The sequence below is a fragment of the Leisingera sp. ANG59 genome (assembly GCF_013317235.1).
Taxonomy (GTDB): Bacteria; Pseudomonadota; Alphaproteobacteria; order Rhodobacterales; family Rhodobacteraceae; genus Leisingera.
Map to the genome: position 1 here is coordinate 114,358 of NZ_WLCM01000002.1, position 12,405 is coordinate 126,762.

General features: G+C 66.5%; 11 protein-coding genes. 4 read left to right on the forward strand and 7 right to left on the reverse strand.

The genetic code is table 11. The features are described from left to right. Nucleotides 1-351: 351 nt before the first annotated feature. Together infC and GKC28_RS26690 are read left to right on the forward strand one after the other, a co-directional pair. A complete protein-coding gene (gene infC / locus GKC28_RS02495; RefSeq protein WP_174145088.1) occupies nt 352-900 on the forward strand; it encodes a translation initiation factor IF-3 in 549 nt (182 codons plus the stop codon). Between the two features lie 126 nt (nt 901-1,026). Then, nucleotides 1,027-1,665, forward strand: a complete 639-nt coding sequence (locus tag GKC28_RS26690; protein WP_174144956.1) for a methyl-accepting chemotaxis protein — start codon at nt 1,027-1,029, stop codon at nt 1,663-1,665. Between the two features lie 52 nt (nt 1,666-1,717). Here GKC28_RS26690 and GKC28_RS02505 read toward each other — a convergent pair whose 3' ends face one another. The 7 genes from GKC28_RS02505 to GKC28_RS02535 all read right to left on the reverse strand — a co-directional run bounded on the left by GKC28_RS02505 (nt 1,718) and on the right by GKC28_RS02535 (nt 9,970). Then, complete coding sequence (locus GKC28_RS02505; protein WP_174144957.1) at nt 1,718-2,506, reverse strand: xanthine dehydrogenase family protein subunit M; 789 nt, start codon at nt 2,504-2,506, stop codon at nt 1,718-1,720. 85 nt (nt 2,507-2,591) lie between these two features. Further along, nucleotides 2,592-4,955, reverse strand: a complete 2,364-nt coding sequence (locus GKC28_RS02510) for a xanthine dehydrogenase family protein molybdopterin-binding subunit (protein WP_174144958.1) — start codon at nt 4,953-4,955, stop codon at nt 2,592-2,594. A 97-nt stretch (nt 4,956-5,052) separates the two neighbouring features. Further along, nucleotides 5,053-5,538 (reverse strand): (2Fe-2S)-binding protein, encoded by a 486-nt coding sequence (locus GKC28_RS02515; RefSeq protein ID WP_174144959.1) that lies wholly within the window; start codon nt 5,536-5,538, stop codon nt 5,053-5,055. A 164-nt stretch (nt 5,539-5,702) separates the two neighbouring features. Continuing rightward, nucleotides 5,703-6,704: a molybdopterin-binding protein gene (locus GKC28_RS02520; RefSeq protein ID WP_174144960.1), complete on the reverse strand. Its 1,002-nt coding sequence runs from the start codon at nt 6,702-6,704 to the stop codon at nt 5,703-5,705. Further along, a complete protein-coding gene (locus tag GKC28_RS02525; protein ID WP_174145089.1) occupies nt 6,701-7,672 on the reverse strand; it encodes an XdhC family protein in 972 nt (323 codons plus the stop codon). Before GKC28_RS02525 ends, GKC28_RS02520 begins: the two co-directional genes overlap by 4 nt. Before the next feature lie 84 nt (nt 7,673-7,756). Next, on the reverse strand, nt 7,757-9,007 hold the full coding sequence (locus GKC28_RS02530) for a VWA domain-containing protein (protein ID WP_174144961.1): 1,251 nt from the start codon (nt 9,005-9,007) through the stop codon (nt 7,757-7,759). Nucleotides 9,008-9,064: 57 nt separating this feature from the next. After that, nucleotides 9,065-9,970 carry a MoxR family ATPase gene (locus GKC28_RS02535; RefSeq protein ID WP_174144962.1) on the reverse strand — a complete coding sequence of 302 codons (906 nt, stop codon included), beginning with the start codon at nt 9,968-9,970 and terminating at the stop codon, nt 9,065-9,067. A gap of 217 nt (nt 9,971-10,187) precedes the next feature. Between GKC28_RS02535 and GKC28_RS02540 the strand changes: the two genes are divergently transcribed. Both GKC28_RS02540 and GKC28_RS02545 read left to right on the forward strand, forming a co-directional pair. Then, the gene (locus GKC28_RS02540; protein ID WP_174144963.1) at nt 10,188-11,249 is read left to right on the forward strand and encodes a glycosyltransferase family 2 protein; all 1,062 of its coding nucleotides are present in this window, start codon (nt 10,188-10,190) and stop codon (nt 11,247-11,249) included. Nucleotides 11,250-11,408: 159 nt separating this feature from the next. Beyond that, on the forward strand, nt 11,409-12,365 hold the full coding sequence (locus tag GKC28_RS02545) for a phosphoadenosine phosphosulfate reductase (protein WP_174144964.1): 957 nt from the start codon (nt 11,409-11,411) through the stop codon (nt 12,363-12,365). Nucleotides 12,366-12,405 lie beyond the last annotated feature (40 nt).

Genomic DNA, 12,405 nt, shown 5'->3' on the forward strand with positions numbered 1-12,405 from the left:
GCCGGCCCGCCCGGGCCGGGGCCGCAGCTGATGCGGCATCTGCCCTGCCAGATGGCGTTGCGAAGGGCACAGCTCAAGGGGGAAGTTTAGCATATATGCGTCACGGGCGGCGCCGCGCCGCAGATCCGCGCGAAACTGGCGGAAGGCCGCCGCAATCGCGCAATTTCAGGCTGTTGCGCGCCGCCCCTCGCCCGGTGCCGGCGCCGGTTTCGCATCTGTTTTCCGGGCCTTTTGCAACATGCGGCCTTGAAAAGCGCCTTTCCTGCCGCCATACCGCCCATAACGCTTGAATCACATGCGCGGGGGCAGTAGCGTTCCCGCACTTTTTGCAATGACAGAAGGATCGCAGTCATAGCCCGCAGACCTCATAACGCGCCGCCGCAACGCGACACCGGCCCGCGCGTCAACGAAAAAATCCGTGCCTCCGAAATCCGCCTGATCGGCGCCGATGGCGAAAACGTCGGGGTTGTTCACCCGGCCAAAGCCATGGACATGGCGGCAGAGGCCGGACTTGATCTGGTTGAAATCTCGCCCAACGCCAACCCGCCCGTGTGCAAGATCATGGACTTTGGCAAGTTCAAGTACGAACAGCAGAAGCGCGAGAGCGAAGCCCGCAAGAAGCAGAAGATCATCGAGGTCAAAGAGGTCAAGTTCCGCCCCAACACGGACACCCATGATTACGATGTGAAGATGCGCAATGTCGTCAAGTTCCTGGAGCACGGCGACAAGGTGAAGGTCACCCTGCGTTTCCGCGGCCGCGAAATGGCGCACCAGAACCTGGGCCGCGAGCTGCTGGAGCGGGTTGCCGAGGACGTCAAGGAAATCGGCAAGGTCGAGAACATGCCGAAGATGGAAGGCCGCCAGATGATCATGATGATCGGGCCGCTGGCCAAGAAATAAGCCGCGCACCGCTGATGCCGGACACCGCCCCGCAGGCCGCCGCCTGCGGGGTTTTCTTTTGCTTCAGTTAGCGCTGCCTTAACGCCTGCCCGCTATACCGGTGCCATCCTTACTGAAAGCAGACGCATGACCAGCTTGACCGACGTTCAGAACACCGCTTTCCTGGCCATCGGCCCCAGCCGCATCGCCGCCCTGTCGCTGCTGGCGCTGGCGCAGGTGCCGGAAGGGGCGGACGGTGCCAGCGCGGAGGAGGTTCTGGCGCTGTCGGTGCAGCGTCTCACTTCCGCGCATGACATGCTCGGCAGCAGGCTGGATGCTATGCTGGCGGAGTGCAGCTATGCCCTGCCTGCCGAACTGGAGGCCAAGCGCCAGTCCTGTCTGGAGTTGCTGTCGCCGCTGCATCACGCGGTGACAGCCGCAGATGGCGCGGTGCTGGCGCATGCGCGCGCGGTGCCGGATCTGGCCGCCCTCTGCCTGTACCGGCTGGAACCGGCAGTATCGGAGTTTCTCGAGGACATGGTGGAAACCTTGCGCGAGGCGCAGCAGCAGCGCGAAGAAGAGCGCGACGCGCAGATGCGGGCCACCATCGCCACCGCCGAAGGCGTCGGCAAGAATATCAAGTTCATTTCCTTCAACGCCTCGATCGAGGCGGCGCGGATCGGCGAGATGGGCAAGGGATTTGCCGTCATTGCCACCGAGATCCGCGAATTGTCCGGCAGGACCCAGAACCTGCTGGAGGAAATGTCCGGCTACCTGAAACACTGACAGAAACAGGCGCCGGAGACCGGCGCCTGCATCGTTGCCTCGCCGCTGCGGGCTACCTCGCCGCGGCCACCGCCCGTTTCGCCATCACACCGGCCAGATGGGCGCGGTATTCCTTGGTGCCGTGCAGATCGCCGATCATGCCGGCAGCATCGACGCTGAGGCCGTCCAGCGCACCGGGGGCGAAATCGGCATCCAGCGCCGCCTCAGCCTCTGCCCAGCGGAACACGCCCTCCTCCGACGCGCCGGTCACGGCCACCCGCACCCCGGCGGCGTATTTGGCCACGAAGACGCCGACCAGCGCGAAACGGGACGCAGGCTGCAGGAACTTCTGATAGCTGGCCTTCTCCGGCACCGGGAAACGCACCGCGGTGATGATTTCGCCCTCCTCCAGCGCCGTCTCGAACAGGCCCTGGAAGTACTCATCGGCGGTGATCTCGCGCCTGTTGGTGACGATGGTTGCGCCGCTGCCCAGCGCCGCCGCCGGATAACAGGCCGCCGGGTCATTGTTGGCCAGCGAGCCGCCGATGGTGCCGCGGTTGCGGACCGCCGGGTCGCCGATGTGGCCGGCCAGATCCGCCAGCGCCGGATAGCTGCCCGCTGCGGCCTCTGCCACCGCGGCATGGGTGACGGCACCACCGATGGTCAATACGCCGTCATTGTCGCTTATCTCCTTCAGCTGCGGGATGCCGGTGAGGGAGACCAGTTTCGACGGCATCGCCAGCCGCTGCTTCAGCGTCGGGATCAGCGTTTGCCCGCCGCCCAGCGCCTGCGCGTCCTCATCCGCCAGCGCGGCCACGGCCTCGGCGACGGTTGAGGGCTTCTCGAACTCGAATTCATACATCTTCTTTTCCTTTCCAAAGAGCACTCAGGCTCTTCTTCTGGCTGGAAATATCCCGGGGGTGCGGGGCAGCGCCCCCGCGAACACCTCATCCATTCATCGCCGCCCAGACCCGCGCGGGCGACAGCGGCATGTCGATATGGGTGACATTCTTGCCGCCCGACTTCAGCGCGTCGATCACCGCGTTGACCACTGCCGGCGGCGAGCCGATGGCGCCGGCCTCGCCGCAGCCTTTCACCCCAAGGGGATTGTGGGTGCAGGGGGTCTGGCAGGAATGGTCCACCTGGTAGAACGGCACGTCATCGGCCCTGGGCATCGCATAATCCATGTAGGACGCCGACAGCAGCTGACCGTCCTCGTCATAGGCCGCATTCTCCAGCAGCGCCTGGCCGATGCCCTGCCCCAGCCCGCCGTGGACCTGGCCGTCAACGATCATCGGATTGATGATATTGCCGAAGTCATCCGCCGCCGAGAACCGTTCGATGGTGACCTTGCCGGTGTCGGGATCCACCTCCACCTCGCAGGCATAGGCGCCGGCCGGATAGGTGAAGTTGGCTGGGTCATAGAACGCGGTTTCCTCCAGCCCCGGCTCCAGCTCCTCCAGCGGGTAGTTGTGGGGGACGTAAGCCGTCAGGCAGACATCGCCCCAGGCCACCGACTTGTCGGTGCCCGCCACGGTAAACTGGCCGTCCTTCAGCTCGATGTCGGCGTCGGAGGCCTCCATCAGATGGGCGGCGATCTTCTTGGCCTTGGCGATGATCTTCTCTGTCGCCCGCACCATGGCCGAGCCGCAGACCGCGATAGAGCGCGAGCCGTAGGTGCCCATGCCGAACGGCACCCGCCCGGTGTCGCCATGCACGATGTCGACCATGCTTTCGTCGATGCCGATCATGTCGGCAACCACTTGCGGGAAGGTGGTCTCATGCCCCTGCCCGTGCGCATGCGCCCCGACCATCACGCTGATGGAACCGGTGGCATTGACCCGCACGGTGGCGGCGTCATACAGACCCGCGCGCGCGCCCAGCATGCCGACGATGTTCGAGGGTGCAATCCCGCAGGCCTCGATGTAGCAGTTGACGCCCAGACCGCGCAGCTTGCCCTTCTTCTCGCTCTCGGCACGGCGGGCGGCAAAGCCAGCCACATCGGCGATCTCCTCCAGCTTGTCCATGGTGGCGACGTAATCGCCGGTGTCATAGGTCAGCGCCACCGGGGTTTCATAGGGAAACTCGGTGATGAAGTTCTGCCGCCGCAGCGCAATCGGGTCGACACCCAGCTCGCGCGCGGCCTTGTCGATGACGCGCTCCAGCTGATAGGTCGCCTCCGGCCGCCCGGCCCCGCGGTAGGCATCGACCGGCACCGTGTTGGTGAACACGGTCTTGACGTTCACCTGCACGATGGGCGTCTTGTAGTTGCCCGCCATCAGGGTGCCGTGCAGGTAGCTGGGCACCGAGGTGGCAAAGGTCGAGAGATACGCGCCCATATTGGCCATCGTGTTGGTGCGCAGCGCGGTGAAGTTGTTGTTGCTGTCCAGCGCCAGCTCGATCTTCGTCACATGGTCGCGACCATGAGCGTCCGAGATGAACGCCTCGGACCGGGTGGAGGTCCATTTGACCGGCCGCCCGCAAGCCTTGGCCGCATGGGTGCAGAACGCCTCCTCGGCGTAGTGGAAGATCTTGGAGCCGAAGCCGCCGCCCACATCCGGGGCCACCACGCGGACCTTGTGTTCAGGCAGGCCCAGCACAAAGGCGCACATCAAGAGGCGGATCACATGCGGGTTCTGGCTGGTGGTGTGCAGCGTGTATTCATCGGTGCCGCGGCTGTATTCGCCGATGGCGACACGCGGCTCCATCGGGTTGGCGACCAAGCGGTTGTTGACCAGCTCCAGCGTGGTCACATGCGCGGCGCTGTCAAAGGCCGCCTGCACCGCGTCGTCGTCGTCATTGCCGAACACCCAGTCATAGCAGAGATTTGAGCTGAGATCCTCATGCACCTTGGCGCTGTCCTCCGCCAATGCCGCGGCCATGTCGACCACCACCGGCTTGTCCGTGAGGTCCAGTTCGATCGCCTCGGCGGCATCGCGGGCCTGTTCCACCGTGTCGGCGACCACGGCGGCGACGATCTCGCCCACATGGCGGATCGTATCATGCGCGATGATCGGATGGCGCGGCTCCTGCTGCGGGTTGCCGTGGCGGTCGGTGACGCCCCAGCCGCAGGGGATGCCGCCGACCTCGGCGAAATCGGCGCCGGTGAAGATTTTCACCACGCCGGGCATCGCCTCGGCTGCACTGGTGTCGATGGAGTTGATGGTCGCGTGGGCCACATCGGCGCGCAGGAAATGCACATGTGCCTGGCCGTTCACGTTGATGTCGTCGGTATAATTCCCGGCTCCTGTCAGGAACCGCACGTCCTCGCGCCGCTTGGGGCTGGCGCCGATGCCGTTATCCTTGGGCATGTCTGGTCTTCCTCCCTGGAGGGTGCCGCCGTGGCGCACCTCTTGGTCACGTTCTCCTTGTTCAGTTCAGGCCGTGCCCGGCCTGGGCCGTCGCAAATTATTCCGCCGCGATGGAGGAAACATCCTGGCCCGAGGCCGCCATGATCGCTTTGACGATATTGTGGTAGCCGGTGCAGCGGCACAGGTTGCCTTCCAGATAGTCGCGGATCTCCGCCTCGCTTGGCTTGGGGTTGTCCTTCAGCAGCGCTGCCGCCGACATCACCATGCCCGGCGTGCAGAAGCCGCACTGCAGCCCGTGGTGATCCTGGAACGCCTGCTGGATCGTGTTCAACGAGCCGTCGGCGTTGGCCTGCCCCTCGATGGTGGCAACCTCGGCGCCCTCGGCTTCCAGCGCCAGCATGGTGCAGGCTTTCACCGCCTTGCCGTCCACATGCACCACGCAGGCGCCGCACTGGCTGGTGTCGCAGCCCACATGGGTGCCGGTCAGCCCCAGTTCTTCGCGCAGGAATGATGACAGCAGCGTGCGCCCTTCAACGTCGCCGCTGGCAGCCTTGCCATTCACGGTCATGGAGACCTTGGCCATAGTACCCTCCCTTTAGCTTGTTTTTGTCTGGCTGAGGGGAGTTAAGCACGGGTGCCCCCGTTCCGCGAAGTGTTTTCCGGCGGGAACACTGCGCAAATTCGCGTCAGCAGGGCTTACCCATGGTTGTGACCTTGCGTCACAAATCCCGCGCCGCAGCGCCGCATTCAGCCTTCTGCGTCGCGGCGCGGCATCGGGCGGGTGGGAATCTCCTTCAGCAGCCCGCCGACGCCCATGGCGGCGATATCGGCGGAACTCACAGGCAATCCGCAGATCACCCGCTCCAGCACCCAGTCGGCGCCATTGAGGGCCGGAGAGCGGGCGCAACCCGGCAGGCCGATCACCGGTTTGTCTTGGAAAGTGCCCAGGAACAGCAGGTTGCCGGGGTCGACCGGCATGCCGAAGCGGGTCACGGTGCCGCCTGCATTGCGCAAAGCCTGCGGTGCCACGTCGTGCGGGTCGGAGGTGGCCGAGCCGGTCAGCACCAGCACCAGCTGTCCCGGTGCGGCGGTGATGGCCTCGGCCAGCGCGTCCTCGCGGTGCGGCACCACCACGCGCTGCGACAGGCTGATGCCCATCCGGTGCAGCCGCCCCGCCATCGCGGCGCGGCCCTTGTCCGGCGGGGTCTCCGCGCTCACCCGGGTTTCGATCAGCGTGGCGGAGGACAGCACCGGCGGCAGCATCCGGATCGCATCCCCGGCGCCCGCGCTGGCACGGCGGACGGCATCGGCAGGCACGCCATAGGAGATGATCTTGATCGTCGCCAGCATGCCGTCCGCATCGGCGCGGTGGTAATCCGGCACGGTGGCGACGGTGATCATCGGGTCCACCGCGTTGACCGCCTCCAGCTTGTCCCGGTCCAGCCGCACCAGCCCGGCGCCTGTGGCATAGAGGTTCACCCGGCCGGTCCCTGCCCCCGAGATGCGGATGCCCTGTGCGGACGGGTCCGGCACCAGCGCATGCGCCAGCGCTTCGGCGGCGGCGTCCTCATGCATGTCGGCGGGGTCGAGCCGGGCAACGGTCAGGGTTTCATGGCCAGCGGCGGAGAGGTCTGCGAGGTCCTCAGCGGTCAGCTCCGTGCCCTTGGCCACCTTGCGGCTGGCGCCCTGCAGGGAATGCGCGAGGATGGCGCCCTCGGTGTCGTTCAGGGGAACCGGGCCGAACCTCATGGCTGTTTGCCGCGCAGGACGGCGGTCATCTCAGACAGAATCGAGACGGCGATTTCCGCCGGGCTGGCGGCGCCGATGTCCAGGCCGATGGGGCCGTGGATGCGGGCAATCTGGTCTTCGGTGAACCCGGCCTCCTGCATCCGGGCGACGCGGGCGGCGTGGGTTTTCTTGCTGCCCAGCGCGCCGATGTAGAACACATCCGCCGCCAGCGCGGCCTGCAGCGCCGGATCGTCCAGTTTCGGGTCATGGGTCAGCAGCACCAGCGCGGTGCGGGTGTCGAGGCCGAGCTTTTCGACGGCTTCGTCCGGCCAGTCGTCCATCAGGGTTTCGCCGGGGAAACGCTCAGCAGAGGCGAAGGCCGTGCGCGGGTCGATGATCACCGGGTCATAGCCGGCAATCCGCGCCATCGGCACCAGCGCCTGGGCGATGTGGACCGCACCGACGCAAACCAGCCGCAGGGGCGGGTTATGGACGGCGACAAATGTCTCGCCGTCCTCCTCCAATCCGGAGCGGTCCATGCGCATGCGGTCCGGATAGCCAGAGCGGGTGAGCCGCCGGGAGCCGGTGGCGAGATTCACTTCATAGGCCGCGGGGGTACGGCTGGTGCGGGCCGCCACCAGCTCTTCCAGCAGTTCCGCAGGCAGCGCGGAACCGACTGGCTCCACCAGCACCTTGATGGTGCCGCCGCAGGCCAGGCCAACGGCAAAGGCGTCCTCGTCGCTGACGCCGAACTCCAGCAGCCGGTGCTTGCCGTCCTGCAGCGCCTCCAGCGCCTCGGCCACCACCGCGCCCTCGACGCAGCCGCCGGAGACCGAGCCCTCGATCCTGCCGTCCCCGGAAACCACCAGCTGCGAACCGGTGCGGCGCGGGGCGGAGCCCCAGGTCTGCACCACGGTCGCGAGTGCCGCGCCGGTGCCCGCCTTGTGCCAGTCCAGCGCGGTTTCCGGGGCGTGCTCAAAAGGGGTCATGGTCTGCATCGGCGGGCTTTCCGGATTCCGGTGAGAGTTGTTCTCAAAATCGGCACTTGGGCGGCGGATTGCAAGCGGCGGCGCTCAGAGCAGTGTCATCAGCCGCGCCTTTTCACCTGCGTCGGAGGGGCTGGAGATCACCAGCGCCAGATCCTGCAGAGAGGCGATGGAGTGGCCGGCGCGGAAGCTGTCTGTATGAGGCAGCATGGCGCGGATTCCTTTCGCCTTGGGGGCGAAGCCGTCCCAGCGCAGCAGCGGGTTCAGCCAGATCAGGCGGCGCGAGGACAGCTGCAGGCGCTGCATTTCACGCGCCAGCCCTTCCGGATCGCCGCGGTCCAGCCCGTCGGTGATCAAGAGCACCACCGCGCCCTGCCCCATCACCCGGCGCGACCAGTCGCGGTTGAAGGCATGCAGGCAGTCGCCGATTCGGGTGCCGCCCTCCCAGTCCTGCGCCTCTGCCCCCGCTGCGGCCAGCGCCGCGTCCACATCGCGCTGCGCCAGATGGCGGGTGATGTTGGTCAGGCGGGTGCCGAAGGTGAAGCCATGCACCCTGGCCCAGCCCTGCCCCTTGGCGTTGGCGGCGGCATGCAGGAAATGCAGGATGATGCGGCTGTACTGGCTCATCGAGCCGGAGATGTCGCAGAGCACCACCAGGTTGGGCCAGCGGATGCGGCGCTTGGCGCGGGCGATGGTTTGCAGGTCGCCGCCCTGGCGGGCGGCCTTGCGCAGGGTGCGGCGCCAGTCGGCCCGCTGCCCGCGTTTTGCGGCCATCAGGCGGCGGGACTGGATCGGCGTCACCGGCAGTTTCAGCTGTGCCAGGATGCGCTTGGCCTCGGCGGCCTCAGCGCTGCTCATCTGCTCGAAGTCGAGCGTTCTCAGCCGCTCCTCTGCCGACATGGTGCGGGAGGCGTCGACCTCAATTTCCGTTCCCTGGACCTCCTCCTCCGGGGTGTCCGGCTGGTCCAGCATACCGTCCAGCAGCGCCTCGGCGGCGCGTTTCTCAGCGGGTTTGGCGGGGCGGTCCTCCTGCACGCCGCGGATCGCGGGCAGCATGGCGGCCATCATCTGCTCCAGATACCGCGGATCCCGCCAGAACAGGCGGAAGACCTGGGCGAACACGGTGCGCTGCTCGGGCTTGGTGACGAAACAGGCGTGCAAGGCCCAATAGAAGTCCTGACGGCTGGTGAAGCCTGCGGCAGCCACCGCGCGCACCGCATCCAGCACCCGGCCCGGGCCGACGGGCAGCCCGGCCTTGCGCAGGGCGCGGGCGAAGTGGGTGATGTTGCGGAGCAGCTTGGGATTGTCCGGCAGGGTGAGCGGCGGGTAGTCAGGCATTACCGCTCATGGGGGCGCTGCCCCAAACCCCCGGGATATTTCCGGCCAGAAGAAGCATCAGGCGGCGTCCAGACTTGCACGGGCCTCATCGAGGATGCGCTTGGCCTCGGAGCCGTGCAGCCGGGCGATGTCATCCTGGTATTTGAGGATGGCGCCCAGGGTGTCGGCGATCACCTCGGGGCTGAGCGTGATGACGTCGAGCGCCAGCAGGCAGTTGGCCCAGTCGATGGTTTCGGCAACACCGGGTTTCTTGAACAGATCCTCGGTGCGCAGGGCCTGCACGAAGGCGACGATCTCGCGGCTGAGCTGCTGGCTGGCCTCGGGCGCACGGGCGTTGAGAATGTCCACCTCGCGGGCGAAGTCCGGGTAGTCCACCCAGTGGTAGAGGCAGCGGCGCTTCAGCGCGTCGTGCACCTCCCGCGTGCGGTTGGAGGTGAGGATGACGACCGGCGGCTCCGGCGCGTGGATGGTGCCGAGTTCGGGGATCGTCACCTGGAAGTCGCTGAGCGCCTCCAGCAGGAAGGCCTCGAAGGGTTCGTCGGTGCGGTCCAGCTCGTCGATCAGCAGCACAGGGGCGCCGTGCTCGTCAGGGCGCATCGCCTGCAGCAGCGGGCGCTCGATCAGGTAGTCCTGCGAGAAAAGCTCCGATTGCAGAGCAGCGCGGTCAGCGCTGCCGGCGGCCTCGGCGGTGCGGATCGCCACCATCTGGGCCGCGAAGTTCCATTCATAGACGGCGCTGGCGGCATCCAGGCCCTCGTAGCATTGCAGCCGGATCAGGCGGCGCCCCAGCCCTGCGGCCAGCGCCTTGGCGATCTCGGTCTTGCCGGTGCCGGCCTCGCCTTCCAGGAACAGCGGGCGGCCCAGTTTCAGCGACAGGAACACCACCGTGGCCAGCGCCCGCCCGCAGACGTAGCCCTGCTGCGATAGCAGCGCCTGCACCTGTTCAATGGATTGTGCCTGCATCGCGCGACCTCCCCTTGCCCCGCCCAACAGGCCATGGGCTGGCGCATCGGTCAAGCGCGGGCGTCCGCGACGCTGCGGCCCGGCGGCGGCACCGGAGGGTTTGTATCGCCGCCGCCTTCGGGTAAGACTGGCTGAAAAGCACAGAAGGCCGAGGCATGAGCGAGACACCCCAGATGCGGTTTCAACCGGCAGACCGGCGCTGCGGGGGCGTGTGACGATGCGGGTACTGGCCATCCTCTGCGTGCGCAACGAGGGCGCGTTCCTGCTGGAATGGCTGGCCCATTACCGGGCCGCCGGATTCACCGATTTCCTGGCGTTTTCCAACGATTGCCAGGACGGCACCGATGCGATGCTGGACCGTCTGGAAGCGATGGGGCAGCTGGCGCATGTGCGCAACGGCGGGCCGTATGGCGGTGAGGGCATTCAATTCACCGCGCTGAAGATGGCGGACAAGCATCCGCTGATGAAGGCTGCGCACTGGGTGCTGGTGGCGGATGCCGACGAGTTTCCCTGCATCAAGACCGGCGATGGCACCGTGGCGGCCCTGCTGGCGGCGCTGCCGCAGGCGGATGCCGTCACCCTGACCTGGCGGCTGTTCGGCAATGGCGGCGTGGTGGCCTATGAGGACCGCCCGGTGACGGAGCAATTCACCCGCTGCGCGCCGGAAGTGATCCACTGGCCCTGGCGGGCGGTGATGTTCAAGACGCTCTACCGCAACGACGGCACCTATGGGAAATGCGGCGTGCACCGGCCCCGCAGCATCCGCGACAAGGCGCGGCTGGAGGCGTTCCGCTGGTTCGATTGCGAAGGGCGCGAGCTGGGCGCGGACTTCAAGACCAAGCGGCTGTTCTCCGACTACGGCCAGCCAAACACGCGGCTGGCGCAGCTGAACCATTACCCCCTGGGCGCGATGGAAAGTTATGTGGTCAAGGCCGACCGCGGCCGGGTCAACCGGCAGGCCGGGCTGGGCATGGATTACTGGGTGGAGCGCAACTATGCCGCCTGCGAGGACCGCGCGATTGACCGCTATGCCGCGCCGCGCAGCGCGCTGCAGGCAGAGCTTCTGGCGGATGCGGAACTGGCCCGGCTGCACGGGGCTGCGGTGGCCTGGCGCAAGGCACGGTTCATGGAGCTGATGCTGGCGGAGGAGAACCGGGCGCTGTTCACCCGGCTGAGGATGACGCCGCCCGCACGGGCGCTGACGGCGGCGGAAGGCGCGGAAATGCGGCGCTTTGCGATGTTGGGGCTGGCGGCAGAAGGCGGCAAGCGGCCGGGCTGAGGGGAACCGCGCGGGCAAAAGGCAGGCAACGGCCTGCTGATCGCCCCGGACCAGACAGTAAAGAGGCCTTAGTTTTTCCAATTTTAGCCTTATTTGTCACCTAGGCGTAAATCAGCAAAAACCGCCAATAGGCGTCTGGGGGTACCAAAGGTGGCAGTCATGCAGGATGGACTCGAAAATCTGGATGAAGACCTCTCGGGGCTGAAACCGGCGCAGTGGAAAGCCCGGCTGGCGGCGCTGGCCGAAGAGCACGGCATGTACCAGCCGCTGGGCGACAAGCATTTCACCACCTTCATCGACCAGGGCAACACCCTCTTGGTGACGTTCGAGACCATGCAGGGCATCCACAACCTGTCGGACCAGGCGCAGCCCCTGGGATTCGATCTGGTGAAGAACCTGGGCTGGTCGCATATGTGCGTGGTTTCTGACGGCGACACCTGGTTCCGCGACGCGCGCATCTATGGCTTCTTCGATCAGCTGGTCGACGACGGCTTCTTTGACGAATTCGATAATGTCCTGTTCTACGGCGCAGGCCCCTGCGGCTATGCGGCGGCGGCTTACTCGGTTGCCTCCCCCGGCGCCACCGTGGTGGCGGTGCAGCCGCAGGCAACGCTGGACCCGCGGATGACCGAATGGGACGACCGCTTTGCCGAGATGCGCCGGCTGTCATTCACCGACCGTTACGGTTATGCGCCGGACATGCTGGATGCCGCCAAACAGGCTTTTATCATCTATGACCCGCAGGAGCGGCTGGATGCGATGCACGCGGCGCTGTTTGCCCGCAGGAATGTCACCCGGCTGCGGGCCAGCCATATGGGCGAGGCGGTGCAGACCCGGCTAATCGAGATGGAGATGCTCTATCACATCCTGTCGCTGGCAGGCAGCGGCAAGCTGTCGGAAGCAGCGTTCTACAAGCTGTTCCGGGCGCGGCGCAACAACTCCTTCTTCCTGCGCAACCTGCTGGCGCGGCTGGAGCGCGAGGACCGCGGGCTGCTGATGGCGCTGCTGTGCCGCAACGTGACGGAGCGGATGCGGGCGCCGCGGTTCCGCCGCCGCCTGGAGGAGATGCAGAAGCGCGCCGCAAGCGGCGAGTTCACCATCCCGGAAAAGCGCTGATCCGGCGGGCTGCGCGCGCATTCTGCCGCTTTGTTTCCCC